This is a genomic window from Pseudocitrobacter sp. RIT415 (assembly GCF_003057695.2).
Lineage (GTDB): Bacteria > Pseudomonadota > Gammaproteobacteria > Enterobacterales > Enterobacteriaceae > Pseudocitrobacter > Pseudocitrobacter faecalis.
In genome coordinates this window covers 1-25,825 of record NZ_QBJC02000035.1, presented here as the reverse complement: position 1 = coordinate 25,825, position 25,825 = coordinate 1, and the positions used below count along the sequence as shown (strand labels likewise).

The window sequence follows — 25,825 nt, the reverse complement described above, 5'->3', positions numbered from 1 at the left end:
CTGGCGTTATTTATGGCAAACAGGCCGGGGTTATTCCGGCCTGATTAAAATTACATTTTATAACCGAGCGAAAGCGTGGTCCGTCGATCGGTATGTTCCGGCGCCGTCGCTGGCGGCTCCGAGTTCCAGGTGACGTTGTAAGCCACCTTGAGGCCGAAATGCTCATTGATTGCGACGTTCAGGGCGCTTTCAGAGTTCACAGTGGTATCGTCTGAACCAAACACAGAAACCCCCTGCGAGAATTTCGCCGTATCGGTCATCTGCCAGGCATAAGTGCCTGAAGCATAACCTAAAGCCTGGGTTTCTGTTTCGTCATTGGTGTACTTGTCATAACGAACGCCTGGACCAAATTCAAAACGGAAACTGTGCACCGGGCCATTGAGGAACTGACGACCATAACCGGCAGTGAATACGTCACGCTCGCGGTAACCGTTGTAACGATCGGTCAACCAGCTTGCCTGACCAAATAGATAGTCAGCATCCGTCACGTTATAACGGCTACGCCCGCCTACCGCATATTTTTCAGAAGATCGCTCATCATTAGAAGAGGTATTGCTGGCATTTCCCCACAGAGACCAGGCGGTTGTATTCCCATACCAGGTCATGGTGGAATCCGCAGTCAGTGAAGAACTCTTGGTGTTACCCGACTGAGCCAGGTAGCCCGCATTAACAGTGCCTTCAAAAGGCTTCTTCGCGGAGGAAGGGTCATCCATGACAGTAAAAACGGAATCATCGGCAGCTGCGTACATTGACGCAAACACGCCACCCAGCAGCATCACAGCCGCGGGTACTGTCTTCAAAAGCTTCATTTATTAAGAGTCCGTACAACAAAAAAAGAGACCTTAACGGTCCCGGAATCTTTCGCGAGGATCAACGACAGGCGGTCCATTGAAAGGTAACAAATTATAAAAAGCGCCGCATAACATAGCAATGAATTCTTCTTTCATTTTTTGAATAAGAACGATCTTAAAACGCGCTTTATTTCATATAGATACAGGAAGGTAAAGCTTTCCATTTTATTGAAAATTATAGTGTTGTAACTTTCACTCTCCCCTTTTCAGTGCCAGACTTACATTCTGGCTGAGACAAGTCTGGCTTTACGGTCATAAAGGGAGGTAATAATAATGGTTAAAATTTATACGCTCACATTCGCTCCTTCACTCGACAGCGCCACGCAGACGCCGCAAATTTATCCAGAGGGGAAACTACGTTGTAGCTCACCTGTATTTGAGCCCGGCGGTGGTGGTATCAACGTCGCCCGCGCGATTACGTTTTTAGGCGGAAAAGCGACGGCCATTTTTCCCATAGGCGGCGCGACGGGGGAACACCTCGCCGCCCTGCTAACCGAAGAACATGTTCCGGTTGAATGTGTTGAGGCGCGGGAGTGGACGCGCCAGAATCTCCATGTTCACGTGAACACCAGTGGGGAGCAATACCGCTTCGTGATGCCTGGTGCAACGCTACATGAAGATGAGATCCGTAAGCTCGAAGAGAAAGTCACCCAAATTGAAGCCGGTTCACTTCTCGTGATAAGCGGCAGTCTTCCCCCCGGCGTTAGCCTTGAACGCTTTGTCGCACTGATTAAGTCAGCACAACAACATGGCGTGCGTTGTGTCGTGGATAGCTCCGGCGATGCGCTGGCTGCCGCACTGGATATCGGCAACATTGAGTTAGTCAAACCGAATCAGAAAGAGCTTAGCGCATTAGTGCAACGCGATTTAATTCAGCCAAATGATGTCCGTAAAGCAGCCGAAGAGATCATTCACAGTGGAAAAGCCGCACGCGTGGTCGTGTCACTCGGCGCGCAGGGCGCACTTGCCGTGGATGCGAAAAATTGCGTTCAGGTCGTGCCGCCGCCGATTAAAAGCCAGAGCACCGTTGGCGCGGGTGACAGCATGGTTGGTGCGATGGTGTTGAAACTGGCCGAAAATGCCGGGCTTGAGGAGATGGTGCGTTACGGCGTCGCCGCCGGGAGCGCGGCCACGATTAATCAGGGCACGCGTCTGTGCTCACACGAGAACACGCAGCAAATCTTCGATTACTTGTCGCAGAATAAATAATGATATCCGGCCCGGAATCTCCGCCCGGGTCGCGAAATCACGCCAATCGACTATGCTAAAAAAATTCTTGTATTAACAATGAGGTGAATTATGAGCGGTGAAATCACCCGTTACGTCGTGACGATTAAATTTCAGGAAGAGACGCTGACTGAGCTTAATGAACTCAATAATCATCTGACACGCGCCGGATTTACTCTGACGCTCACGGATGATGACGGAAAAGTCCATGAACTGGGTACCAATACATTCGGCCTGGTTAGCCCGCAAAATAGTCAGGAAATTAAGGCGTTAGTTGGTGGGCTCGCGGAAACCGCTATCGACAAAGCTGTCGATATTGAGGTCATCACATTCGAGCAGTGGCTGAAAGATCAATAAATGCTGTTGCGGCATTTTAACTCCTGGTTGTGCGTTAGTTCGAGTTTTTGCACCGCATTTGTGCGCTAACCTTATGATCTGGCAGAAAACATGGGGAGAGACATCATGTGGCAAGCGATCGGTAACCTGTTAAGTGAACAACTCGGCAAAGGTGAAATCGAGCAGCGCGACGAACTGCCAGGCGGTGAAATCCACGCCGCATGGCATATTCGCTACGCAGGTCGCGATCTCTTTGTGAAATGCGATGAGCGTGAGCTACTGCCCATCTTCACGGCGGAAGCTGACCAGCTCGAACTCTTGTCTCGTAGTAAAACCGTGACGGTGCCGAAGGTCTTTGCCGTCGGTTCAGACCGCGATTACAGCTTTCTGGTGATGGAGTATCTCCCTCCCCGCCCGCTGGACGCGCACAACGCATTCTTACTAGGGCAACAAATTGCGCGACTGCACCAATGGAGCGACCAGCCGCAGTTTGGCCTCGATTTTGATAACGATCTCTCCACAACGCCGCAGCCAAATGCCTGGCAGCGGCGCTGGTCTACCTTTTTTGCCGAACAGCGTATTGGCTGGCAACTTGAACTGGCGGCGGAAAAAGGGATGGAGTTTGGCGACATTGATGCCATTGTCGAGCATGTTCAGCAACGCCTGAGCTCACATCAGCCGCAGCCGGCGTTATTACACGGCGATTTGTGGTCCAACAACTGTGCTCTGGGCCCGAACGGCCCTTATATCTTCGATCCTGCCTGCTATTGGGGTGACCGTGAATGCGATCTGGCGATGCTACCGCTGCATCCGGAACAGCCACCGCAAATCTATGACGGCTACCAGTCTGTCGCCCCGCTGCCGGCTGATTTTCTTGAACGCCAATCGGTCTATCAACTTTATACCTTATTTAACCGGGCGATTCTGTTCGGCGGGCAACATCTGGTGATTGCGCAGAAAGCGCTGGATAACGTGCTGGCAGCGTAAACCAAAGAAGAAAGCCCCCGTATTTGGGGGCTTCTCGTCTAGTTCATTTGTACGCCTTTGAGGCGGAACTCAATGTTCATGATCAAACCGTTACCCGGCTTGCCAGCTTCGTAACGCCATTTGCGCATCGCGGCTTTCACGTCACGTTCAAACATATTCGACGGCTGCGCGGAAAGAATTTGAACATTTTCCACTCGACCATCTGCTGTCACATCAAACTTCACGCGAACTTTACCCTCAATACGCAGCGCCAGTGCGCGAGACGGATAGCTTGGCTGAGAGCGATTTAACGCTTTTGGCCCGGTTGGCGCGGTGATCGTCGGCTTGCTGGTGCCAGTCTGGTTATTGGCGACGGAACGCGCAGGTGGCGCATCGTTTGTTGTCGTCGATAATGGCCGCGTTTCTACCGGTTTCACTTCCGGCTTACGCTCTTCCACTTTTTTCACCGGCTTAGGTTTCGGTTTTGGCTTCGGCTTCGGTTTCGGTTTTTCGATAACCACTGGCGCCTCTTTTGGCGGCTCAGGAACCACTTCCGGCTCTGGCTCGGGTTCAGGCTCAGCTACGGGTTGCGGTGGCTGAACCGCCTGAGGCGGCTCGAGGTCGGAAGGCGCAACCATCGTAATAGAGATAGGCTGAGCGGGTGCGGGCAGTTCAATAACCTGATGTACCGAGGTGTAAAGCAGGCCCGCCACGACGGCACCGTGAATACCAACGGACAGCAATGTTGGCCACGGAAAGCGGCGAGGTAAATCAAGGGTCATTGAAGTCATAATCGTTACTGTTGAAAAATGATGAGAGTGATTTTAAATGCAAATAGCAATCATATTCAATAAGCCTTCTTATCTTCCGTCAAGTTTCCGCCGCTTTTGCTGAAAAAAAGCACGCCCTGCCACCCTGCTTTATCATTGTTTTAACTTTGCATTGCAGTCGTAGTCGCTTTCACTTACCGTAATTTACAGCTAACTAAAAACAGGAGCTCTGCCCGTGCTTTACGTCATTTACGCTGAAGATTACGCCGACACCCTTGAGAAACGTCTGTCCGTCCGCCCGGCTCACCTGGCGCGTCTACAATTGCTGCATGATGAAGGTCGCCTTTTAACAGCAGGCCCAATGCCTGCGGTTGATAGCAACGATCCCGGCGCTGCGGGTTTTAGCGGCTCGACGGTCATTGCCGAATTTGAATCACTGGAAGCGGCGCAATCCTGGGCACAGGACGACCCATATGTGGCGGCGGGTGTGTATGAACGCGTGACCGTGCGCCCGTACAAGAAAGTATTCTGAAGCCAGAAAAACATCGGGCACCGCAAGCGGTGCCCTTTTGCCATTAAAGATCGTAAATGGCATACAGCAAACAGTTCCGCTGTCGCCCGACCAGGCACTTTCTGATGGAGTGGATACGCATATTACGACGTGACTGCGCTTCCAGCCAACGAGCTTTGCGGCGGCTCGCCTGACGCAACATCCGCCAGCGCCCCACTTCCGGTCTACTACGCTTCATTTCTACCGCTCTTATCGAAGAAGAGAGCTCATTATACCCCCGGGAAAACGGCTTACCAGCGCTTTTCCCTCGCGTTTTTATTTGCCAGATGAATCTTGATGCGTAAACTCATAACAAACGCTTTCAAAAGGACTTTCTGACTATGACAACCTTTTACACCGTCGTGAGTTGGCTGGCTATTCTGGGGTACTGGTTGTTAATTGCAGGGGTGACGCTGCGTATTCTGATGAAACGCCGCGCGGTTCCTTCAGCAATGGCATGGTTGCTGGTTATCTACATTCTGCCGCTGGTCGGGATTATCGCTTATCTATCGGTGGGCGAGCTTCATCTCGGCAAACGCCGGGCCGAGCGCGCTCGTGCGATGTGGCCTTCCACCGCGAAATGGCTCAACGATCTAAAAGCGTGCAAACATATTTTCGCAGAAGACAACAGTCCGGTAGCCTCTTCCTTATTTAAGCTTTGCGAACGCCGCCAGGGCATCGCGGGTATGAAGGGAAACCAGCTTCAGTTGCTGACCAGCTCTGACGACGTGATGCAGGCGCTGATCCGCGATATCCAACTGGCACGCCACAATATTGAGATGGTGTTTTACATCTGGCAGCCTGGTGGCATGGCCGATCAGGTTGCGGAGTCGCTGATGGCTGCGGCGCGACGTGGTGTTCACTGCCGACTGATGCTCGATTCGGCGGGCAGCGTCACCTTCTTCCGTAGCCCATGGGCGGCGATGATGCGTAACTCCGGCATCGAAGTGGTTGAGGCGCTGAAAGTTAACCTGATGCGTGTATTCCTGCGACGCATGGATCTACGTCAGCACCGTAAAATGATCATGATCGACAACTATATTGCCTACACCGGCAGCATGAACATGGTGGATCCACGCTTCTTTAAGCAGGACTCCGGTGTTGGTCAGTGGGTTGATTTAATGGCGCGTATGGAAGGCCCGGTCGCCACCGGGATGGGGATCGTGTATTCCTGCGACTGGGAAATCGAAACGGGCAAGCGAATTCTGCCGCCACCGCCAGACACCAATATTATGCCGTTTGAAGAAGCCAGCGGGCACACGATTCATACTATTGCCTCAGGCCCCGGTTTCCCGGAAGACTTGATCCACCAGGCGCTGCTCACCGCAACCTACGCGGCGCGTGAGTACCTGATTATGACCACCCCCTACTTCGTGCCGAGCGATGATCTGCTTCATGCTATCTGTACCGCCGCACAGCGCGGTGTCGACGTCAGCATTATTCTGCCGCGCAAGAATGACTCGGTTCTTGTCGGCTGGGCCAGCCGGGCATTCTTTACCGAGCTGCTGGCGGCGGGCGTCAAAATCTATCAGTTTGAAGGCGGCCTGCTGCATACCAAAAGCGTGCTGGTCGATGGCGAGTTAAGCCTGGTGGGTACCGTCAACCTGGATATGCGCAGCCTGTGGCTTAATTTCGAAATTACGCTGGTCATCGATGATGCCGGCTTCGGTGGCGATCTCGCGGCGGTGCAGGATGATTATATCTCCCGCTCCCGCCTGCTGGACGCCCGTTTATGGGTGAAACGCCCGTTCTGGCACCGTATCGCCGAGCGACTGTTTTACTTCTTTAGCCCGTTGCTGTAAAACGTGCCCATCAGATGTTAAACAGGTAATCATCATGGATATGGATTTAAACAATCGCCTGACCGAAGACGAAACGCTCGAACAGGCTTACGATATTTTTCTCGAACTGGCGGTTGATAACCTCGATCCCGCAGATGTCATTCTGTTTAACTTACAGTTTGAAGAACGCGGCGGCGCAGAGTTATTCGATCCGTCTGAAGACTGGCAGGAACACGTTGATTTCGATTTGAACCCTGACTTTTTCGCCGAAGTGGTCATTGGCCTTGCCGATACAGACGGTGGCGACATTAACGATATCTTTGCGCGCGTACTGTTATGCCGCGAAAAAGACCATAAATTGTGCCATATTCTCTGGCGCGAATAAGATGTGTGAAGGGGCAGCCAGCGCTGCCCTTTTTTATTCTTCCGGTAGTTTCCCACCACAGGCTTTACAATATTTCGCGGCGGTTTCATGCCCACTTTGCTTACAGTCCGGGCAAATTCTTGCCAGCTGACGTTTAGCGATTTCACCGCTCATTTGCGAGGTAATAATGCCGGTCGGAATGGCGATGACGGAATAACCAATCAAAATCAGTAACGATGCTACCGCCCGTCCCGGCGCCGTATGCGGCGTGATATCACCGTAGCCTACGGTCGTGACGGTAACAATCGCCCAGTAGACCGAGGTGCTTAAGGTGGTGAAACCATTCGCCGGCCCTTCAATGCCGTACATTAATGCGCCCGCGACCACCATCACGATTGAGATAAAGGCGTAAAACAGAATTAGCTGATGACGCGATTTTACAATCGCTCCCCAAATACCATTTAATGCGGGCATCAGGCGTAACAATTTCAGAATCCGCAGCACGCGAATGACACGCATTGCTCGCCAGGCAAAAAGATAATCGATGCCAATTTGAGGCCACAGCATAATCACGTAAAACGGTAAAATGGTGGCAAGGTCGATTATCCCCCAGAGACTAAAAACATAACGCGCAGGCTGCGGCCAACTGAAGACACGCAAAATATATTCGAGGGTAAAGACCAGCGTGAAGAAGACTTCCACCCATACAAAAAGGTGCCATTCATCGTAAGTCAGGTGATAAGTGGTTCCGATGCCCGATTCAATAAAAATCACCACCACGCTTAACAGGGCAAATACCCCACAAAGTGCTTCAAAGCGCCGTGCCGAACGCCGGTTATGGTCGAACAGCGCGTGGTAAATCCGCCGACGAAAAGTTTGCATGACCAACACGTTTTAACCTCATAAGAAAAAGGGCTGACAGTTGTCAGCCCTTGCGATTATAACGGGTCTACCTTCAGGCAGGAAACCGCGTGCCGGAAGCTCCCCTCCAGCACCGGTCGGGTTTTCGCACACTCCGGCCCGGCAATTGGACAACGGGTACGGAAGACGCAGCCCGACGGAGGGTTAATTGGCGATGGCAATTCTCCCTCCAGCAACTGAATGGTTTTTTGCTTTTCCAGATCCGGGTCGGGAACCGGCACCGCCGACATCAACGCTTTGGTATAAGGATGCAGCGGATTGTGATACACCTCGTCGTAGGTGCCCAGCTCCACGGCATGCCCCAGATACATCACCAGCACGCGATCGGAAATGTGTTTCACCACCGCCAGATCGTGGGCAATAAAGATCAACGACAGACCCATTTCACGTTGCAACTGCTGTAACAGGTTCACAACCTGCGCCTGAATGGACACATCCAGCGCAGAAACGGGTTCATCACAGATAATCAGTTTCGGTTCAAGTATCAGCGCACGCGCAATGCCAATTCGCTGACACTGACCGCCGGAAAACTCATGTGGATAGCGGTTGACCAGGTTCGGCAGTAGCCCCACTTTCATCATCATCGCTTTCACCCGATCGCGCACTTCCTGGCGCGGCATTTTCGGATGATAAGTACGCAGCGGCTCGGCGATGATTTCACCGATAGTCATGCGCGGGTTGAGCGAGGCCAGCGGATCCTGGAAAATCATCTGAATATCGCTACGTACGTCGCGCCATTCATCCGCTTTCATGCCGAGCAAATCTTTACCCAGCCAGGCCACACGCCCGTCGGTGGCTTTCACCAGGCCGATAATCGCACGTGCAAAAGTGGATTTCCCGCAGCCAGATTCACCGACCACACCCAGCGTTTCCCCTTCATACAAACGCAGCGTTACGCCATCCACAGCCTTCAGGGTTTTAGCCGGTTGCCAGAACCACTGTTTGCCATCCTTAATATCAAAGTGGACTTTTAAGTCCGCGATTTCGAGCAGAATTTTTCTCTCTTCGGTGACGGCGTTCATACCAGTTCCCCCACAGGCTTATAGCAGGCGCGTAAACGACCCGGCGCAAATGTCTCCAGAGGCGGCGCGCTGCTGCAAATTTCCATTGCGTGCGGACAGCGCGGCTGGAATGGACACCCCTTCGGCAGACGAAGCAGGTTGGGTGGATTACCCGGGATGGTCAGCAACGATTCGCCTTCGGCATCAAGTCGCGGTACCGCATTGAGCAGGCCAATAGAGTAAGGATGGGCCGGATGATAGAACACATCGCGCGCGTTGCCATATTCCATGGTGCGCCCGGCGTACATCACCAATACTTTGTCACAAATACCGGCAACGACGCCGAGATCGTGGGTAATCATGATAATCGCGGTATTAAACTCACGCTTCAGCTCATTAAGCAGCGTCATGATTTGCGCCTGTACCGTGACATCCAGCGCCGTAGTAGGTTCATCGGCAATCAGCAACTTAGGCCGACACAGCAGCGCCATCGCAATCATCACGCGCTGGCGCATCCCACCAGAGAACTCATGCGGATACATCTTCATGCGTTTACGCGCTTCCGGCATTTTTACCGCATCAAGCATTTTGACCGATTCTTCGAACGCTTCAGCCTTACTCATGTTTTTATGCAGCATCAGAACTTCCATCAACTGCTCACCGACGCGCATATACGGGTTCAGCGAGGTCATCGGATCCTGGAAGATCATCGAGATTTGCTCGGCGCGCAGCTTGTTCAGAGCGTGTTCTGGCAGATTAAGGATCTCTTTCCCGTTAAAGGTGGCCGAGCCGCCAATCCGCCCATTACCCGCCAGTAGCCCCATCAGCGCGAAAGCAGTTTGTGATTTACCGGAACCGGACTCACCGACGATGCCCAGTGTTTCCCCGGCGCGCAGAGTAAAGTTGAGGTCATTTACTGCCGTCACATCTCCATCAGGCGTTTTAAAGGTGACGCGCAAGTCTTTTACATCCAGCAGCAGGCCCGTTTGCGCCTGCGTTTGCGGCGCTTTAGCCGTATCAATTACGCTCATCACGGCTCTCCTTAACGGTCTTTCGGGTCGAGGGCATCACGCAGGCCATCGCCGATAAAGTTGAAACAGAACAGGGTAACCACCAGGAAACCCGCCGGGAACAGCAGCAGCCAGGGAGAAACTTCCATCGAGTTGGCACCATCACTGAGCAACGCGCCCCAACTACTCAGCGGCTCCTGGGTACCCAGTCCAAGGAAACTCAGGAAAGATTCAAACAGAATCATGCTCGGCACCAGAAGCGACGCATAAACCACCACCACGCCAAGTACGTTCGGCACAATGTGGCGCACCACGATGCTGGCAGTAGAAACACCGCCGACCTGCGCGGCTTCGATAAACTCTTTGCGTTTCAGGCTGAGCGTTTGCCCACGAACGATACGCGCCATATCCAGCCAGGAAACCATGCCGATAGCCACGAAAATCAACAGGATGTTCTGACCAAAGAAGGTCACTAGCAGGATAACGAAGAACATGAACGGGAAGGAGTTAAGGATTTCCAGCAGACGCATCATTACCGAGTCGACTTTGCCGCCGAGGTAACCGGACAACGAACCGTAAAGCGTGCCGACAATCACCGCCACCAGCGCTGCGGCAATCCCGACCATCAGCGAGATTCGCCCGCCGATTGCCACACGCACCAGCAAGTCACGCCCGGAGGAGTCAGTCCCAAAGTAGTGACCGGATTCCCTATCTGGCGCGCTCGACATCATTCCCCAGTCCGTATCAAAATAGGAGAACTGCGACAGCATCGGCGCCAGGGTCACGAACAGGGCTATCAGCACTAATACCACCAGGCTGGCAACCGCCGCGCGGTTATGCATAAAGCGACGGCGCGCATCCTGCCACAGGCTGCGACCTTCAACATCCAGTTGTTCACTGAAGTTCTCCAGCGCCTCGCTATTTTTCTTACTCAATATCATGGCGAACTCCAGACTCAGTAACGGATTTTAGGGTCAATCACGGCGTAGAGGACATCCACTACCGCGTTAAACAGAATAGTCAACGCCCCGACCAGAATGGTCAGGCTCAGTACCAGCGAGTAATCGCGGTTCAGTGCGCCGTTGACAAACAGTTGCCCAATACCCGGCAGGCCATAGATGGTTTCGATAACCATTGAACCGGTGATGATGCCGACAAACGCGGGCCCCATATAGGAGAGTACCGGCAGCAACGCAGGCTTTAAGGCGTGACGGAAAATAATCCGCCGCATCGGCAGGCCTTTCGCGCGCGCGGTGCGGATAAAGTTGGAGTGCAGCACCTCAATCATTGAGCCGCGGGTGATACGCGCAATACTGGCAATATAGGCCAGCGACAGCGCCACCATCGGCAGGATCATAAATTTCAGCGCCCCGCCGTTCCAGCCTCCGCCGGGAAGCCATTTCAGCGTAATGGCGAAGATCATCACCAGCAGCGGCGCGACGACAAAGCTGGGGATCACCACCCCTGTCATCGCGATACCCATTACCGAATAGTCCCATTTGGTATTTTGTTTAAGCGCCGCAATTACGCCCGCAGTCACACCCAATACCACCGCCAGAATAAAGGCGGCCGCCCCCAGTTTCGCCGATACCGGGAAGCTACTCGCCACCAGATCGTTAACCGAATAATCTTTATATTTAAAAGAAGGCCCGAAATCGCCGTGCGCCAGTTGCTTCAGGTAACTGAAGTATTGCGTGGTGATGGGATCGTTTAAGTGGTATTTCGCTTCAATGTTCGCCATGACTTCTGGCGGTAAGGTGCGCTCACCGGTGAAAGGACTTCCCGGTGCAAGGCGCATCATAAAGAATGAAATGGTGATAAGAATAAATAGCGTCGGAATCGCTTCCAGACAGCGACGAAGTATAAATTTCAACATTGCCCGTACCTTTTGGCCAGTGCCTTCAATAATGCGATAAGCGAGACACCGTGAGACAGGCCGGGCCTGCCTCACGTATTGCCATTAGTGCTTCACAATGTACATATTTTTAGTATACGTATTATCCATTGGGTCTTTGCCGGTATATCCGCCAACCCACGGTTTCACCAGACGGGCGTTCACGTAGTAATAAACCGGAACAATCGCGCTGTCTTTATCCAGCTGCTGTTCTGCTTTATCGTACAGCGCCGTACGCTGCGCCTCGTCGGTCACTTTCAGCGTTTCCGCCATAATGCTGTCGAATGCCGGGCTCTTATAGTGCGGGGTATTCATCGAGCTATTAGAAAGCATCATATTCAGGAAGGATGTCGGTTCGTTATAATCGGCACACCAGCCAGCACGCGCAACATCAAAGGTTCCCTGATGACGTGTATCGAGGAAGGTTTTCCACTCCTGGTTGACCAGTTTAACATTCACGCCGATATTTTTCTTCCAGATTGAAGAGGCGGCAATCGCCAGTTTTTTATGCAGATCGGACGTGTTGTACAGCAAATTAATGGTTAATGGTTTATCGGCGGTATAACCCGCTTCCGCCAGCAGTTTTTTCGCTTCTTCGTTACGTTTATCCTGGCTCCAGCTAAACCACTCTGGCTGCGTTAATTTCGCGCCATCGGTATAAGGCGGTGTGAAGCCAAATGCCGGTTTATCCCCCTGGGCTTTCACTTTATTGACGATAATGTCACGATCCATACCCAGTTTCAGCGCGGTACGCACGCGAACATCGGTAAATGGTGCACGTTGGTTATTAATTTCGTAGTAGTAGGTGCACAGATATGGGTCAACGTGAACTTCGTCAGGGATCTCTTTTTTCAGTTTCTGGAACAGTTCAATCGGCATGTTGTTATACGTCATGTCGATTTCACCGCTGCGGTAGCGGTTAACGTCGGTCACTTCAGAAGAAATCGGCAGGTAGGTTACCTGGTTAATAACGGTTTTGCCGTTATCCCAGTAAGTAGGGCTACGTTCAAGAACAATACGCTCGTTGACCACCCAGTCTTTTAATTTATACGCGCCGTTGGTCACGATGTTCGCAGGCTGGGTCCATTTTTCACCAAATTTCTCGATAGCGGCTTTAGGCACTGGAGAGGTTGACGGGTGAACCAGCAGTTTATAGAAGTAGGGAACGGGTTCACTTAAGGTGACTTCTAAAGTGTGATCATCAACGGCTTTCACGCCGAGGTCGGTAATCGGCTTTTTCCCTTCAAGGATGCCATCAATATTGGCGATATGGCCATATTGCAGGTAGCTGGCGTACGGTGATGCCGTTTTCGGGTCAACCGAGCGCTGCCAGCTATAGACGAAATCTTGTGCGGTAACCGGAGAGCCGTCAGACCATTTCGCATCTTTACGCAGATGGAAAGTCCAGACTTTAAAGTCTTTGTTATCCCAGGACTCAGCCACACCCGGAGAGGGATGACCGTCGAGGTCGCTGACCAACAGGCCTTCAAAGAGATCGCGGCTGATATTGGATTCCGGAACACCCTCAATTTTGTGCGGATCGAGAGACTGCACTTCAGAGCCGTTATTACGCACCAGCGTCTGTTTTTCTGCCAACTGAACACCCGCAGGGACATCAGCAGCCATTGCTGCGTTCCCTGCCAATAGCGCCGTGAAAATTCCTGCAGCGATTACGCTTTTCTTCGTGATGATGGACATTGTGTTGATACTCCGCTCATTATAATTACTGGAACTTGCCAGCCTGTTATCCCCTTTGGGGTCTCTGTACAGCGCAGGAGCTTTTGCGGCTGCCAGTTTTTTTACTGCTTGCTATCACCGACTTTTTTATTACGGCCGCTCTTTGGCAGCCTGACGTCGATTCATTCCAGGTGTCTCCCCTGTCGAGCCACCTGATTTATTTCTTCATTACCCGCGACGACATAAGGCCGGAAAGTACCAAATGCCCTTCTTCGCCGCCAATATAATTTGCAAATTTGTTAAGCAATTCTCTTTTCATCGGCAGCCGAACGCTTCCCCTGATATCCAGGAGCACTCGCACGCAAAGAAAAATCGTTATTTTTCATAAAGATGAAATAAAACCCACAACCATTGACGAATCGATCGCCTCTTTGCTTGTTTTATATACAAAAAATTAACATTTGTTCACTATTTAGTACATTAATCTGCCAGAGGGTCAAAATTACTAATATCATTTCGATTATCAGACAGCAAGCGTAACAGTATAGTGTGAGAGAAATAACATAAGGGATGGCAGTGCACAACGGAAGGAATAGCGCTAACGCAATGATATTATTTAATTTTATCTGTCATCACTAAGACTTATCATTCATACCATTAGCACGTTATTCGATAGGATTTGCGAATAATGAAGCAACCGACAGAGGCTACCGCTCTGTCGGCTGGGAAAGATTGTCAGCTTACCAGTCCTGGGAAAATGGCTTTTATTCCGGTCACAATAAATTCTATCCCCAGCGCCATCAGCAGCAGCCCCATGATACGGGTGATGACGTTGATGCCGGTCTGCCCTAGCAAACGCACAAGCCAGGGCGCGATGCGAAAGAGCCCCCAACAGCAGAAGGCAAACAGCGCAATGGCGAGCGTAAATCCGACAAGATAAGGAAGCGTATGAAAGCGCGTCCCCCACACAATGGTGGAGCTGATTGCCCCAGGCCCCGCCATCAGCGGCAGTGCTAATGGCACCACACCCACGCTCTCACGAATCGCCGTCTCTGATTTTTCCTGTTTGTTCTGCTTATCTTCGCCAAGTTTCCCGCTGATCATCGACATCGCGATAGTGACCACCAGGATCCCGCCCGCGATGCGGAAGGAGTCGATGGAAATCCCGAACAGTTGCAGAATGCCGTCGCCCAGAAACAGCGAGGTCCACAGAATAATAGCGACGGAGAGGTTCGCCGTCATATTGGTCTTATTACGCGCCGCTGCCGTCTGGTAGCTCGTCATACTAATGAACACGGGGATGATCCCCACCGGGTTTACCAGCGCGAATAAGCCAATAAAAAACTTCACAAAAATCGGAAAATCAAACAGAGCCTGAGTCACGTGAACTCCGAAACACCATAAAAAGTGGTAGTTGACGAAAAATGAATACAAAAACTCTGCAGAAGATACGCTGTTTGGCGGCATACTTCACCAGAATTCTGCAAAAATCGCGGAAATACAGAATGTTATATATTGATTTAAATTATGCTAATGTTCACCTCAATCATCACAACTCATGGTTAACAATTTACAATCTTTACTAAAATGGGGCTGCTGAAAGGTGTCAGCTTGGCGTATTTTTGACGCCGATCACATATTTCATACTCAGAAGTGAGTAATCTTGATTACGCCGACAGATTTCAGGGAGATTCTCTGAAAGCCATCAGGCAACGCTCTTTGAGTTCGAAGCTCTTTTAGTAAATCAGTGAGTCGGGAACGGGTTGTGGATTGTTCCTTTATGGCCTAAGCAAGCTGGTAGCGCTCTGTCTATACTGACTTGTCGAGCAGATGATTTACTAAAAAAGTTTAACATTATCAGGAGAGCATTATGGCTGTTACTAATGTCGCTGAACTTAACGCACTCGTCGAGCGCGTAAAAAAAGCCCAGCGTGAATATGCCAGTTTCACTCAAGAACAAGTCGACAAAATCTTCCGCGCTGCCGCTCTGGCTGCCGCAGATGCTCGAATTCCTCTCGCAAAAATGGCTGTTGCCGAATCCGGCATGGGTATTGTTGAAGATAAAGTGATCAAAAACCACTTTGCTTCTGAATACATCTATAACGCCTATAAAGATGAAAAAACCTGTGGCGTCCTCTCTGAAGACGACACCTTCGGTACCATCACCATCGCTGAACCTATCGGCATTATCTGTGGTATCGTCCCGACTACCAACCCGACTTCAACCGCTATCTTTAAATCACTGATCAGCCTGAAGACGCGTAACGCTATCATCTTCTCTCCGCATCCGCGTGCTAAAGATGCTACCAACAAAGCAGCAGACATCGTCCTGCAGGCAGCCATCGCTGCTGGCGCGCCGAAAGATCTGATCGGCTGGATTGACCAACCGTCTGTTGAACTGTCTAACGCCCTGATGCATCACCCGGACATTAACCTGATCCTCGCGACCGGTGGTCCTGGCATGGTTAAAGCTGCATACAGCTCCGGTAAACCAGCCATCGGCGTTGGCGCAGGTAACACCCCGGTTGTCATCGACGAAACCGCTGATATCAAACGTGCTGTTGCATCCGTACTGATGTCTAAAACCTTCGACAACGGCGTTATCTGTGCGTCTGAACAGTCTGTGGTTGTGGTTGACTCCGTATACGACGCCGTTCGTGAACGTTTCGCCAGCCACGGCGGCTACATGCTGCAGGGCAAAGAGCTGAAAGCTGTTCAGGACATCATCCTGAAAAATGGCGCGCTGAACGCGGCTATCGTCGGTCAGCCTGCGGCTAAAATTGCAGAACTGGCAGGCTTCACCGTGCCGGCAACGACCAAGATTCTGATTGGTGAAGTGACCGTCGTCGACGAAAGCGAACCGTTTGCACACGAAAAACTGTCTCCGACACTGGCTATGTATCGCGCCAAAGATTTTGAAGACGCGGTACAGAAAGCAGAAAAACTGGTTGCAATGGGCGGTATCGGTCACACCTCTTGCCTGTACACCGACCAGGACAACCAGCCAGAACGCGTTGCTTACTTCGGTCAGATGATGAAAACCGCGCGTATCCTGATCAACACCCCGGCTTCTCAGGGTGGTATCGGTGACCTGTATAACTTCAAACTCGCGCCTTCCCTGACTCTGGGTTGTGGTTCATGGGGTGGTAACTCCATCTCTGAAAACGTTGGTCCTAAACACCTGATCAACAAGAAAACCGTTGCTAAGCGAGCTGAAAACATGTTGTGGCACAAACTTCCGAAATCTATCTACTTCCGCCGTGGCTCACTGCCAATCGCGCTGGATGAAGTGATTACTGATGGCCACAAACGTGCGCTCATCGTGACTGACCGCTTCCTGTTCAATAACGGCTATGCAGACCAGATCACTTCTGTTCTGAAAGCGGCTGGCGTTGAAGTTGAAGTGTTCTTTGAAGTTGAAGCAGACCCAACCCTGACCGTTGTTCGTAAAGGTGCAGAGCTGGCGAACTCCTTCAAACCAGACGTGATTATCGCCCTGGGCGGCGGCTCCCCGATGGATGCTGCGAAAATCATGTGGGTTATGTACGAGCACCCGGAAACTCACTTCGAAGAGCTGGCGCTGCGCTTTATGGACATCCGTAAACGTATCTACAAGTTCCCGAAAATGGGCGTGAAAGCGAAAATGATCGCCGTCACCACCACTTCCGGTACCGGTTCTGAAGTTACGCCGTTTGCAGTTGTAACCGACGACGCAACCGGCCAGAAATATCCGCTGGCAGACTATGCGCTGACTCCGGATATGGCGATTGTCGATGCCAACCTGGTTATGGACATGCCGAAATCTCTGTGTGCTTTCGGTGGTCTGGATGCGGTCACTCACGCGCTGGAAGCTTATGTTTCCGTTCTGGCGTCTGAGTTCTCCGATGGTCAGGCTCTGCAGGCGCTGAAACTGTTGAAAGAAAACCTGCCAGCGTCCTACCACGAAGGGTCTAAAAACCCGGTAGCACGTGAGCGCGTTCACAGTGCAGCAACCATCGCCGGTATCGCGTTTGCGAACGCCTTCCTGGGTGTATGTCACTCCATGGCGCACAAACTGGGCTCTCAGTTCCACATTCCTCACGGTCTGGCGAACGCCCTGTTGATCAGCAACGTTATTCGCTACAACGCGAACGACAACCCGACCAAACAGACTGCATTCAGCCAGTACGACCGTCCGCAGGCACGTCGTCGTTACGCTGAAATCGCTGACCACCTGGGTCTGACTGCACCGGGCGATCGTACTGCGGCGAAGATTGAGAAACTGCTGGCCTGGCTGGAAAGCCTGAAAGCGGAACTGGGTATTCCTAAATCCATCCGTGAGGCTGGCGTTCAGGAAGCGGACTTCCTGGCACACGTTGACAAACTCTCTGAAGATGCGTTTGACGACCAGTGCACCGGCGCTAACCCGCGTTATCCGCTGATTTCTGAACTGAAACAAATCCTGCTGGATACCTTCTACGGACGTGAGTACCACGAAGGCGAAGTTGAAGTGAAGAAAGAAGCTGTAGCAGCAAAAACTGAGAAAAAAGCGAAAAAATCCGCTTAATCAGCCCCTGAGCTAACGCTCTGATAAAAAGCTCCATCTCAGGATGGAGCTTTTTTTTGTCTCGTTTTCACTCATGCGACTACGTCAAGTCAGGTTTATGTCGTACCAGGGAAGGAGCTCCCACTCACGCCGGATGAAGCTCAGACGTGAGCAGAGAACGCGCGTGCGCGCAATCAGGCGGGGTGACGGCTGTGACGATGCTTATCCTGAATGACGGCCAAAGAGCCCTCCTCCAGCGCCTCTTTATAGTGCTTACGGCAGACAGAGACGTAACGTTCATTTCCGCCAATCACCACCTGCTCGCCTTCATTATAAGGACGCCCTTCTTGATCAAGACGCAACACCATGCTGGCTTTACGCCCGCAGAAACATATCGTTTTTAATTCCACCAGCTTATCGGAGAGCGCCAATAAATACTGGCTCCCCCCAAACAATTCACCGCGGAAGTCAGTACGTAAGCCATAGCACAATACCGGGATATCAAGCTGATCGACGACGTCAGAAAGCGCGTAGACCTGTTCACGGGTCAGGAACTGGCATTCATCCACCAGCACACAGTTTACGGCCTCACGTGCGTTCTCAGCGCTGATTTCATCAAAGAGCTGACTACTCTGGTTAAACAGCTTTGCCGGCGAAGAGAGCCCAATACGCGAGCTGACCTTGCCTGCACCGAAACGGTCATCAATTTCGGCGGTATAAACCACGGTACGCATTCCACGTTCCTGGTAATTGTATGATGACTGCAATAGCGCTGTAGACTTACCCGCGTTCATTGCAGAATAGTAGAAATAAAGTTGTGCCATTGGCCGCGAAACCCTAATCAATACGTTTTCAGACCCCGGCAGTGTACCATATTTTATCCTGCCCTACGCTCAGGCACACAAAACCTGCGGTTTTTGTCTTACCGTCGCTGTCATAAACATTAAGAATGATGAACTATTCATTAAATCACGACACCTCAGGTTACAAATTACCGATATTGTCTTCCAGGGCCCGACAGATGCGGCCTGGCACATTATACGCCCACCAAACTTCACCTGGCGTTGTAAGGCAAAAATAAGAGCGACATCAATAAATAAGAAATATCGTTAAAATCCGCGTAGTACCCTGCCGCAACCAGAAAGGCTGAAAACGGGTTAGGTGACAATTTGAATAGCAGGAAAATAACATCGTCATAACTATGGATTTAATAGAAAAAATGGGGGAATAACGGCTACGTTTCTTCTGTATGACTGGAGCAGTATAAGGCAACCTGCGTTTGTTATTATCCCGGAGCAGTCGACAGATTAGCAATGTTACTATCACGCAAGGGCAACGGTTCAGCCTGTATCCTCTTACGGGTGATTTAGCATAGTAACCATTCATCACCTATAAAGAAGAGCACAAAATTGATACGGACCAACTAATACATAAGGTTGATATTTATCCATACGGGGTATAAACCGGCGGCGTTTCAGTACAGACGACCTGCATTCGCTGGCGTGTTATAGTTCAGGCTTTCCCGACAATAGAGCGGGTAAAGTTGTGAAGCAGCACTAAAAATTTAACTTTTAGATATTAATAAAAGCACCAAATAACACGTTATTTTGAATTCCTTACATTCCTCCCTATTGCACAACTGAATTTAACGCTCTATTATTACTTCAACAAACCACCCCCAATATAAGTTTGAGAATACTACAATGAGCGAAGCACTTAAAATTTTGAACAACATCCGTACTCTTCGTGCGCAGGCAAGAGAATGCACCCTTGAAACGCTTGAAGAAATGCTGGAAAAATTAGAAGTTGTTGTAAACGAGCGTCGCGAAGAAGAAAACGCGGCAGCGGCTGAAGTAGAAGAGCGCACTCGTAAACTGCAGCAATACCGTGAAATGCTGATTGCTGACGGTATTGACCCGAACGAATTACTGAACAGCATTGCTGCTGCTAAAACCGGTACCAAAGCAAAACGCGCTGCACGTCCGGCTAAATACAGCTACGTAGATGAAAACGGCGAAACCAAAACCTGGACCGGCCAGGGTCGTACTCCTGCTGTAATCAAAAAAGCAATGGACGAGCAAGGTAAATCTCTGGAAGATTTCCTGATCAAGGATTAATCCAGAAATTGCTCTAAGAATCCCGCTCTGGCGGGATTTTTTTTTATCTGTACGTTACGGTACTGCTGTTTTTTTACGCGACAGTTAATGACGGCAAAAAAAAACCGGGTTACCGACCAGTCGGTAACCCGGCTCAGGGCAATGTAATAAATTACTTCGCTACGCCCAGCGTCTCTTTAAGCCACGCGGTGAATTCTTTACCCAGGGTCTTATGACGAATGCCATATTCAACGAAAGCCTGCATATAACCCAGTTTATTACCGCAGTCATGGCTTTTGCCTTTCATATGATAGGCTTCAACGGTTTCTTTCTCGATCAGCATATCAATAGCATCGGTCAGCTGAATTTCATCACCGGCTCCCGGAGGGGTTTTAGCCAGCAGCGGCCAAATATCAGCGCTCAGAACATAACGGCCAACGATAGCCAGGTTAGACGGCGCAACGTCGGCTTTTGGTTTCTCAACCACACCAACCATTGGTACGCTATCGCCCGGTGCCAGCGGGGCACCTTTACAGTCAACCACACCGTAAGCGGTAACATCCTCAACCGGCTCAACCATAATCTGGCTTGAACCTGTTTCATCAAAGCGTTTAATCATTTCTGCCAGGTTGTCCTGGGAGAGATCGGATTCAAATTCATCCAAAATAACGTCTGGCAGAATAACCGCGACCGGCTCATCGCCAACGACAGGATGCGCGCACAATACCGCGTGTCCCAACCCTTTAGCCAGGCCCTGACGCACCTGCATAATGGTCACGTGCGGTGGACAAATAGATTGCACTTCTTCCAGCAACTGACGCTTAACGCGTTTTTCCAGCATAGCTTCAAGTTCGAAGCTGGTGTCAAAATGGTTTTCAATCGAATTCTTGGAAGAGTGAGTGACCAGCACAATTTCAGTGATACCTGCGGCGATACATTCATTTACCACATACTGAATTAATGGTTTATCTACCAGCGGCAGCATTTCCTTAGGAATTGCCTTCGTAGCAGGTAACATCCTGGTACCTAATCCCGCTACCGGGATAACGGCCTTAGTCACTTTCGAATTTAGGGCAGCCATTCAAATCTCCTGAACTGTTCAAACTTTGAACTTGCTCGTTAATTAATAACGCGTTGAGTATATCATCACAGCCAGGTGGGGCTGCTCCGAAAAGGACGCGCTGACCTCGAATTAAGATTTATACGTATCAAACCTGCTGATAGTACCACCATGAAAGATAAGCCGTTAAAGCTATCCTGTGAGGAAAATGCGTTTGCTCATTCCGCAGACAACATTAAACGCAAACGGCCACCATTTCCCCAAATCTGACACTGCCAGGAACTGCAACGTTGGCTAATTTGATTAAGGTAAGCATTGCCCAGCGTACCTAAAGGTACGCCATTACTAATTTGTATGTGATGTTCACCGGTATTTAATGTGCCATTGAGCCCGGCTGAAACCAGAATCAAATTTTTCAGCTCGCTGTGGTAATACCCCACCAGCAGAGGAAACTGCCCGGGCAGGTTGGCCTGACGTAAAAGTTGATTCACCTGTTTGAGCAGACTGCGCAATTCTGGCAGTCGTTGCCCCTGGTGAGAAAGTTGCTCCTGCAACAAGCCATTGAACAGCGAGCGTAATAACAGTGCTGCTAATACGCCATTATCTCCCGCACGCGTAACATCAAGACAGTAAAACGCCAGATCGTTTTCCGAGAGCGGCGCAATATCCAGTACCAGGCCCGGTTTATCAGCAAGAACTAATTGACGATAATTAATCCGGCAATGCGAGATAATCTGCTGAACAGGTGGCTGCAGTTCCTGAAGGAGTTTTGCTGCGGCAGAGGGATTGTTAACCAGAGCATCCCAGTCCTCGAATAACCGCTCCTCCTCTTCTACCCGAGAATTAAACATATTGGGATAGAGACAGGCAAACACGGTTTCCCGCAACCGGTTCAAATCCTTTACCGGTTTTAGCAACACATCCTGCACCCCTAGCCTTAATGCCCGGGCGATGTCGGCCATATTTTCTGTGGCCGAGATAACCAGAATGGGTAGTTTCGCCCCGCTGTTACGCACCTGCTCCACCAGCGTAAGGCCATTCATACGCGGCATGGCAAGATCGCAAATCATCAAATCAGGCTGAAGCGTCGCCATGATCTCGAGTGCCGCTACGCCGTCCTGCGCAAGAGAGGTTTCTGCGCCCAGCGAAGAGAGCCACGAATCCAGAAGGGAGCGGAAAACGGGTTCGTCCTCGACAATCAAGATCTGTTTTCCCGCCAATGGCTGCGTCATGATATCTCCCCTGGCCGACGATAAATAAATAGTGGCATGCTATTCACACAATCGCCTGTCAGATTTTGCTTAAGTAGTCTTAAAAGTGTCTCAAATTGAGGCACGAACTAAAGGTAAGAGCTCATCTGTCTTTTTTTCGACCGCTAACTGACCTGCGGCAATTGCAGAAGAGGCTCGGTGAAAATCCAGTGTCGAGATCTGCGGACAAAATGGTTGAATCAGAATATCCGGAGGATCGCCTGCCATCCGGTTTCGTTTCAGACGGTTTTCCAGCACCTGAATCGAAGTGGACATGATTTCCATCGCCGTTGGCGTCACGGACGTGCGGCGCGATGCTACACGGCCTAAACGCACGCGTAAGCGCTCACGCCAGGAGAGCGTATCAGGATTATCGCTCTCCTCCGGGTCGGGCTGTATATTGACCGACATTAAATCTTGTTGCATCAGATGCGCATCATGCTGCAGATCGACGGCTATCACGATATCTGCACCGAGTGCGCGCGTCAGCGAAACGGGAATGGGGTTGACTACCGCACCGTCAACCAGCCAGTAGCCATTATGCAACACCGGCGACATCAGGCCAGGAATACTACAGGATGCGCGCACGGCCATATGCAGATCGCCTTTGGTAAACCACAGCTCTCTTCCGGTACTGAGATTCGTCGCAACGGCGGCAAAGCGTTTTTCACAACGCTCAATGGTATCGTTGGGCATGACCTGTCGATAGTGACTGAACACGCGCTCACCGCGCAGCAATCCGCCGCGACGCCAGGAGAGATCCATCAGGCGCAGCACATCCCAGTAGCTAAAGGAGCAGACCCACTTTTCAAGTGCGGGGAGACGATTACTGGCGTACGCCGCGCCCACCAGCGAACCGATGGAACAACCCGCGACGATATCTATCTCTATTCCCATTTGCTGTAGTGCTTTTATGACACCAATGTGAGACCAGCCACGCGCAGCGCCCGACCCCAAAGCCAAACCAATTTTAATTTTTCGCATTCGTACCGGTGGACATCCTCTCGCTTCATCGTGGCAACATTGCCACCGCTCGGTTAACATAGTGCCACCCGGCGTCAATCGCGCCATTCATTATTGTACAGGGAGACGATTTTGTCTGAACTTTGCCCCTGTGGCAGCGCAGTCGAGTATAGCGCATGTTGCCAACGTTATCTGTCTGGTGCACAGGTTGCACCGACGCCGTCACAGCTTATGCGCTCACGTTATAGCGCTTTTGTGATGAAAAACGCAGATTATTTAATCAAAACCTGGCATCCATCCTGCCAGGCGAGTGACTATCGCAAGGACATTGAAAACGGCTTTGCGACAACGCAATGGCTTGGGCTTACCGTCTTCGCGACAGAAGACGGGGCACACGACGGCGAAGGTTTTGTGAGCTTCGTGGCGCGTTTTCACGACCATAACAAGAACGGCGCTATCATTGAGCGTTCAAGATTCTTAAAAGAAAACGGTCAGTGGTATTATATTGATGGCACTCGCCCCGTATTTGGCCGCAATGACCCCTGCCCTTGCGGTTCAGGTAAAAAATTTAAAAAATGCTGCGGGCAGTAATCTGCCCCACTCAGTTTCGCAAACATCATCAACAGGATTTACCCGGCAATGCACTCATTACAACGAAAAGTTCTCCGCACAATCTGCCCCGATCAAAAAGGCCTGATCGCACGAATTACCAACATTTGTTACAAGCATGAACTGAATATCGTGCAGAACAATGAATTTGTTGATCACCGCACCGGGCGCTTTTTTATGCGCACCGAGCTTGAAGGCATATTTAACGATGCCACGCTGCTGGCGGATTTAGACAGCGCATTACCGGAAGGTTCTATTCGCGAACTGAACCCGGCGGGTCGTCGCCGTATCGTTATTCTTGTCACCAAAGAGGCGCACTGCCTGGGTGATTTGCTGATGAAAGCAAATTACGGCGGCCTGGATGTAGAAATTGCCGCGGTGATTGGCAACCATGAAACGCTGCGCACGCTGGTTGAGCGTTTTGATATTCCGTTCCAGCTGGTAAGCCACGAAGGGCTGACCCGCGATGAACACGATCAGCAAATGGCCGATGCCATTGAAGCATACGAACCGGATTATGTCGTGCTGGCAAAATACATGCGCGTGCTGACGCCAAACTTTGTGTCACGCTTCCCGAATAAAATTATCAATATTCACCACTCGTTCCTGCCAGCCTTTATCGGTGCGCGTCCTTATCACCAGGCCTACGAGCGCGGCGTGAAGATCATCGGTGCGACTGCGCATTATGTGAATGATAATCTGGACGAAGGCCCAATCATCATGCAGGACGTGATTCACGTAGATCACACCTATACCGCAGAAGATATGATGCGCGCCGGTCGCGACGTCGAGAAGAATGTATTAAGCCGCGCGTTATACCAGGTGCTGGCACAACGCGTGTTCGTCTACGGCAACCGGACGATTATTCTTTAATCACTAACAAAATGAACTGGTTGCCTTTAACGCGTTACGGATGAAAAGTACGCAAACGGTTCATTTTATTCAAACGAAAGCTTTACAGCGGCGCGTCATTTGATATGATGCGCCCCGCTTCCCCACAAGGAAGCAGGCCAGTACCAAGCAATACCCCGTGGTGGGGTTCCCGAGCGGCCAAAGGGAGCAGACTGTAAATCTGCCGTCATCGACTTCGAAGGTTCGAATCCTTCCCCCACCACCATTATTCACCACTGCGATGTGGTACTACCGATGAGAGAGTTGATGTTTGCACTTATCGGGGAAGGGTGAGAACCTTCGATTAAGGTTCGACTCTTGCGTTAGCAAGAGAACGTTACCGAAGGTAACGGCCCGAAGGGTGAGGAGCGAAGCGACGAATAATCCTTCCCCCACCACCATTTCAAAGCATCATCTCAACATTAGAATTACCCCTGGTGGGGTTCCCGAGCGGCCAAAGGGAGCAGACTGTAAATCTGCCGTCATCGACTTCGAAGGTTCGAATCCTTCCCCCACCACCATCACTTCCTGATAAAGCCAAATTCAAACTTATCGATATCGTTTCATATCCTGCCCATGCGGGAAGGATGAGAAGCTTCGACCAAGGTTCGATTCGAGCGCAGCGAGAAAGCGTTGCCACAGGCAACGACCCGAAGGGCGAAGCGCGTAGCGCTGAGTAATCCTTCCCCCACCACCATCATTTCCTGATAAAAGCCAAATTCAAACTTATCGATAACGTTTCATATCCTGCCCATGCGGGAAGGATGAGAAGCTTCGACCAAGGTTCGATTCGAGCGCAGCGAGAAAGCGTTGCCGCAGGCAACGACCCGAAGGGCGAAGCGCGTAGCGCTGAGTAATCCTTCCCCCACCACCATCACTTCCTGAAGCAACACATTCAATAAAAATTCAGATTGTTCGCTTTAGCCTCATTCTCTAATCTCAACAACCCTCATCCCGGCCCTCTCCCTGAGGGAGAGGGAGAAGACCAGGGCAGAACTTAACCACGACTGCGAGCCGTTCCCTCTCCCTCAGGGAGTGTACGGTCCGGGGACATGGTAGACAGGTGTTCGGGGACATGGTGAA

General features: G+C 51.0%; 24 protein-coding genes, 2 tRNA genes and 3 other RNA genes. 15 read left to right on the top strand and 14 right to left on the bottom strand.

From position 1 onward, the window contains the following. Nucleotides 1–50: 50 nt before the first annotated feature. Nucleotides 51–809 carry a YdiY family protein gene (locus DBY68_RS22160; protein WP_108476853.1) on the bottom strand — a complete coding sequence of 253 codons (759 nt, stop codon included), beginning with the start codon at nt 807–809 and terminating at the stop codon, nt 51–53. 315 nt (nt 810–1,124) lie between these two features. On the opposite strand from DBY68_RS22160, the gene pfkB reads away from it, so the two are divergent. The 3 genes from pfkB to DBY68_RS22145 all read left to right on the top strand — a co-directional run bounded on the left by pfkB (nt 1,125) and on the right by DBY68_RS22145 (nt 3,401). Further along, nucleotides 1,125–2,060, top strand: coding sequence for a 6-phosphofructokinase II (pfkB, locus tag DBY68_RS22155; protein ID WP_108476854.1), 936 nt, complete (start codon nt 1,125–1,127; stop codon nt 2,058–2,060). A gap of 87 nt (nt 2,061–2,147) precedes the next feature. Then, nucleotides 2,148–2,435, top strand: coding sequence for a type V toxin-antitoxin system endoribonuclease antitoxin GhoS (gene ghoS, locus DBY68_RS22150; RefSeq protein ID WP_233503919.1), 288 nt, complete (start codon nt 2,148–2,150; stop codon nt 2,433–2,435). Between the two features lie 105 nt (nt 2,436–2,540). Beyond that, nucleotides 2,541–3,401 (top strand): fructosamine kinase family protein, encoded by an 861-nt coding sequence (locus tag DBY68_RS22145; protein WP_108476856.1) that lies wholly within the window; start codon nt 2,541–2,543, stop codon nt 3,399–3,401. 38 nt (nt 3,402–3,439) lie between these two features. Here the strand turns inward: DBY68_RS22145 and tonB are convergent, their stop codons facing one another. After that, nucleotides 3,440–4,162, bottom strand: coding sequence for a TonB system transport protein TonB (gene tonB, locus DBY68_RS22140; RefSeq protein WP_108476857.1), 723 nt, complete (start codon nt 4,160–4,162; stop codon nt 3,440–3,442). A gap of 223 nt (nt 4,163–4,385) precedes the next feature. Between tonB and DBY68_RS22135 the strand changes: the two genes are divergently transcribed. Continuing rightward, nucleotides 4,386–4,682 carry a YciI family protein gene (locus DBY68_RS22135; protein ID WP_015964170.1) on the top strand — a complete coding sequence of 99 codons (297 nt, stop codon included), beginning with the start codon at nt 4,386–4,388 and terminating at the stop codon, nt 4,680–4,682. Between the two features lie 43 nt (nt 4,683–4,725). On the opposite strand, the gene DBY68_RS22865 is transcribed toward DBY68_RS22135, so the two are convergent. Continuing rightward, nucleotides 4,726–4,899 (bottom strand): YciY family protein, encoded by a 174-nt coding sequence (locus DBY68_RS22865; protein ID WP_146745496.1) that lies wholly within the window; start codon nt 4,897–4,899, stop codon nt 4,726–4,728. 142 nt (nt 4,900–5,041) lie between these two features. Between DBY68_RS22865 and cls the strand changes: the two genes are divergently transcribed. Continuing rightward, on the top strand, nt 5,042–6,502 hold the full coding sequence (gene cls / locus DBY68_RS22130) for a cardiolipin synthase (RefSeq protein ID WP_108476858.1): 1,461 nt from the start codon (nt 5,042–5,044) through the stop codon (nt 6,500–6,502). Nucleotides 6,503–6,536: 34 nt separating this feature from the next. Beyond that, nucleotides 6,537–6,866 carry an HI1450 family dsDNA-mimic protein gene (locus DBY68_RS22125; RefSeq protein ID WP_108476859.1) on the top strand — a complete coding sequence of 110 codons (330 nt, stop codon included), beginning with the start codon at nt 6,537–6,539 and terminating at the stop codon, nt 6,864–6,866. Between the two features lie 33 nt (nt 6,867–6,899). On the opposite strand, the gene DBY68_RS22120 is transcribed toward DBY68_RS22125, so the two are convergent. The 7 genes from DBY68_RS22120 to DBY68_RS22090 all read right to left on the bottom strand — a co-directional run bounded on the left by DBY68_RS22120 (nt 6,900) and on the right by DBY68_RS22090 (nt 14,731). Continuing rightward, nucleotides 6,900–7,727 (bottom strand): ion transporter, encoded by an 828-nt coding sequence (locus DBY68_RS22120; RefSeq protein ID WP_108476860.1) that lies wholly within the window; start codon nt 7,725–7,727, stop codon nt 6,900–6,902. Nucleotides 7,728–7,783: 56 nt separating this feature from the next. Continuing rightward, nucleotides 7,784–8,788, bottom strand: coding sequence for a murein tripeptide/oligopeptide ABC transporter ATP-binding protein OppF (gene oppF / locus DBY68_RS22115; protein WP_108476861.1), 1,005 nt, complete (start codon nt 8,786–8,788; stop codon nt 7,784–7,786). After that, nucleotides 8,785–9,798: an ABC transporter ATP-binding protein gene (locus DBY68_RS22110; protein ID WP_108476862.1), complete on the bottom strand. Its 1,014-nt coding sequence runs from the start codon at nt 9,796–9,798 to the stop codon at nt 8,785–8,787. Before DBY68_RS22110 ends, oppF begins: the two co-directional genes overlap by 4 nt. 11 nt (nt 9,799–9,809) lie before the next feature. Beyond that, nucleotides 9,810–10,718 (bottom strand): oligopeptide ABC transporter permease OppC, encoded by a 909-nt coding sequence (oppC, locus tag DBY68_RS22105; protein WP_108476863.1) that lies wholly within the window; start codon nt 10,716–10,718, stop codon nt 9,810–9,812. Nucleotides 10,719–10,732: 14 nt separating this feature from the next. Then, complete coding sequence (gene oppB, locus DBY68_RS22100; RefSeq protein WP_108476864.1) at nt 10,733–11,653, bottom strand: oligopeptide ABC transporter permease OppB; 921 nt, start codon at nt 11,651–11,653, stop codon at nt 10,733–10,735. An 84-nt stretch (nt 11,654–11,737) separates the two neighbouring features. Beyond that, a complete protein-coding gene (gene oppA, locus DBY68_RS22095; RefSeq protein ID WP_108476865.1) occupies nt 11,738–13,369 on the bottom strand; it encodes an oligopeptide ABC transporter substrate-binding protein OppA in 1,632 nt (543 codons plus the stop codon). A gap of 714 nt (nt 13,370–14,083) precedes the next feature. Next, on the bottom strand, nt 14,084–14,731 hold the full coding sequence (locus tag DBY68_RS22090) for a YchE family NAAT transporter (RefSeq protein WP_108476877.1): 648 nt from the start codon (nt 14,729–14,731) through the stop codon (nt 14,084–14,086). A 487-nt stretch (nt 14,732–15,218) separates the two neighbouring features. On the opposite strand from DBY68_RS22090, the gene adhE reads away from it, so the two are divergent. Further along, a complete protein-coding gene (gene adhE / locus DBY68_RS22085) occupies nt 15,219–17,894 on the top strand; it encodes a bifunctional acetaldehyde-CoA/alcohol dehydrogenase (RefSeq protein ID WP_108476866.1) in 2,676 nt (891 codons plus the stop codon). A 173-nt stretch (nt 17,895–18,067) separates the two neighbouring features. On the opposite strand, the gene tdk is transcribed toward adhE, so the two are convergent. Beyond that, nucleotides 18,068–18,697 carry a thymidine kinase gene (tdk, locus tag DBY68_RS22080; RefSeq protein WP_108476867.1) on the bottom strand — a complete coding sequence of 210 codons (630 nt, stop codon included), beginning with the start codon at nt 18,695–18,697 and terminating at the stop codon, nt 18,068–18,070. A gap of 879 nt (nt 18,698–19,576) precedes the next feature. Between tdk and hns the strand changes: the two genes are divergently transcribed. After that, complete coding sequence (hns, locus tag DBY68_RS22075) at nt 19,577–19,990, top strand: histone-like nucleoid-structuring protein H-NS (protein WP_108476868.1); 414 nt, start codon at nt 19,577–19,579, stop codon at nt 19,988–19,990. A 151-nt stretch (nt 19,991–20,141) separates the two neighbouring features. On the opposite strand, the gene galU is transcribed toward hns, so the two are convergent. The 3 genes from galU to rssA form a co-directional block, all read right to left on the bottom strand. Next, nucleotides 20,142–21,050, bottom strand: a complete 909-nt coding sequence (gene galU, locus DBY68_RS22070) for a UTP--glucose-1-phosphate uridylyltransferase GalU (protein ID WP_108476869.1) — start codon at nt 21,048–21,050, stop codon at nt 20,142–20,144. 197 nt (nt 21,051–21,247) lie between these two features. Further along, on the bottom strand, nt 21,248–22,261 hold the full coding sequence (rssB, locus tag DBY68_RS22065) for a two-component system response regulator RssB (RefSeq protein ID WP_108476870.1): 1,014 nt from the start codon (nt 22,259–22,261) through the stop codon (nt 21,248–21,250). 90 nt (nt 22,262–22,351) lie between these two features. Beyond that, the gene (rssA, locus tag DBY68_RS22060; protein ID WP_108476871.1) at nt 22,352–23,263 is read right to left on the bottom strand and encodes a patatin-like phospholipase RssA; all 912 of its coding nucleotides are present in this window, start codon (nt 23,261–23,263) and stop codon (nt 22,352–22,354) included. A 111-nt stretch (nt 23,264–23,374) separates the two neighbouring features. Here rssA and DBY68_RS22055 point away from each other — a divergent pair, with 111 nt between their 5' ends. The 7 genes from DBY68_RS22055 to DBY68_RS22025 all read left to right on the top strand — a co-directional run bounded on the left by DBY68_RS22055 (nt 23,375) and on the right by DBY68_RS22025 (nt 25,616). Beyond that, nucleotides 23,375–23,833 (top strand): YchJ family protein, encoded by a 459-nt coding sequence (locus DBY68_RS22055; RefSeq protein ID WP_108476872.1) that lies wholly within the window; start codon nt 23,375–23,377, stop codon nt 23,831–23,833. A gap of 48 nt (nt 23,834–23,881) precedes the next feature. Next, nucleotides 23,882–24,724, top strand: coding sequence for a formyltetrahydrofolate deformylase (gene purU, locus DBY68_RS22050; RefSeq protein WP_108476873.1), 843 nt, complete (start codon nt 23,882–23,884; stop codon nt 24,722–24,724). 159 nt (nt 24,725–24,883) lie between these two features. Beyond that, a tRNA-Tyr gene (locus tag DBY68_RS22045) sits at nt 24,884–24,968 on the top strand. Nucleotides 24,969–25,011: 43 nt separating this feature from the next. Then, nucleotides 25,012–25,143: non-coding RNA, RtT sRNA (locus tag DBY68_RS22040), on the top strand. A 35-nt stretch (nt 25,144–25,178) separates the two neighbouring features. Beyond that, nucleotides 25,179–25,263: transfer RNA gene (locus DBY68_RS22035), tRNA-Tyr, on the top strand. A 45-nt stretch (nt 25,264–25,308) separates the two neighbouring features. Then, nucleotides 25,309–25,439, top strand: a non-coding RNA gene (locus tag DBY68_RS22030) — RtT sRNA. A 46-nt stretch (nt 25,440–25,485) separates the two neighbouring features. After that, nucleotides 25,486–25,616: non-coding RNA, RtT sRNA (locus tag DBY68_RS22025), on the top strand. The last annotated feature ends 209 nt before the right edge of the window (nt 25,617–25,825 follow it).

What these genes read in the sequence shown, in the direction of transcription:
- DBY68_RS22160 (WP_108476853.1), bottom strand. Translation starts at nt 809, where the DNA reads ATGAAGCTTTTGAAGACAGTACCCGCGGCTGTGATGCTGCTGGGTGGC.
- pfkB (WP_108476854.1), top strand. Translation starts at nt 1,125, where the DNA reads ATGGTTAAAATTTATACGCTCACATTCGCTCCTTCACTCGACAGCGCC.
- DBY68_RS22145 (WP_108476856.1), top strand. Translation starts at nt 2,541, where the DNA reads ATGTGGCAAGCGATCGGTAACCTGTTAAGTGAACAACTCGGCAAAGGT.
- tonB (WP_108476857.1), bottom strand. Translation starts at nt 4,162, where the DNA reads ATGACCCTTGATTTACCTCGCCGCTTTCCGTGGCCAACATTGCTGTCC.
- DBY68_RS22865 (WP_146745496.1), bottom strand. Translation starts at nt 4,899, where the DNA reads ATGAAGCGTAGTAGACCGGAAGTGGGGCGCTGGCGGATGTTGCGTCAG.
- cls (WP_108476858.1), top strand. Translation starts at nt 5,042, where the DNA reads ATGACAACCTTTTACACCGTCGTGAGTTGGCTGGCTATTCTGGGGTAC.
- DBY68_RS22125 (WP_108476859.1), top strand. Translation starts at nt 6,537, where the DNA reads ATGGATATGGATTTAAACAATCGCCTGACCGAAGACGAAACGCTCGAA.
- DBY68_RS22120 (WP_108476860.1), bottom strand. Translation starts at nt 7,727, where the DNA reads ATGCAAACTTTTCGTCGGCGGATTTACCACGCGCTGTTCGACCATAAC.
- oppF (WP_108476861.1), bottom strand. Translation starts at nt 8,788, where the DNA reads ATGAACGCCGTCACCGAAGAGAGAAAAATTCTGCTCGAAATCGCGGAC.
- DBY68_RS22110 (WP_108476862.1), bottom strand. Translation starts at nt 9,798, where the DNA reads ATGAGCGTAATTGATACGGCTAAAGCGCCGCAAACGCAGGCGCAAACG.
- oppC (WP_108476863.1), bottom strand. Translation starts at nt 10,718, where the DNA reads ATGATATTGAGTAAGAAAAATAGCGAGGCGCTGGAGAACTTCAGTGAA.
- oppB (WP_108476864.1), bottom strand. Translation starts at nt 11,653, where the DNA reads ATGTTGAAATTTATACTTCGTCGCTGTCTGGAAGCGATTCCGACGCTA.
- oppA (WP_108476865.1), bottom strand. Translation starts at nt 13,369, where the DNA reads ATGTCCATCATCACGAAGAAAAGCGTAATCGCTGCAGGAATTTTCACG.
- adhE (WP_108476866.1), top strand. Translation starts at nt 15,219, where the DNA reads ATGGCTGTTACTAATGTCGCTGAACTTAACGCACTCGTCGAGCGCGTA.
- tdk (WP_108476867.1), bottom strand. Translation starts at nt 18,697, where the DNA reads ATGGCACAACTTTATTTCTACTATTCTGCAATGAACGCGGGTAAGTCT.
- hns (WP_108476868.1), top strand. Translation starts at nt 19,577, where the DNA reads ATGAGCGAAGCACTTAAAATTTTGAACAACATCCGTACTCTTCGTGCG.
- galU (WP_108476869.1), bottom strand. Translation starts at nt 21,050, where the DNA reads ATGGCTGCCCTAAATTCGAAAGTGACTAAGGCCGTTATCCCGGTAGCG.
- rssB (WP_108476870.1), bottom strand. Translation starts at nt 22,261, where the DNA reads ATGACGCAGCCATTGGCGGGAAAACAGATCTTGATTGTCGAGGACGAA.
- rssA (WP_108476871.1), bottom strand. Translation starts at nt 23,263, where the DNA reads ATGCGAAAAATTAAAATTGGTTTGGCTTTGGGGTCGGGCGCTGCGCGT.
- purU (WP_108476873.1), top strand. Translation starts at nt 23,882, where the DNA reads ATGCACTCATTACAACGAAAAGTTCTCCGCACAATCTGCCCCGATCAA.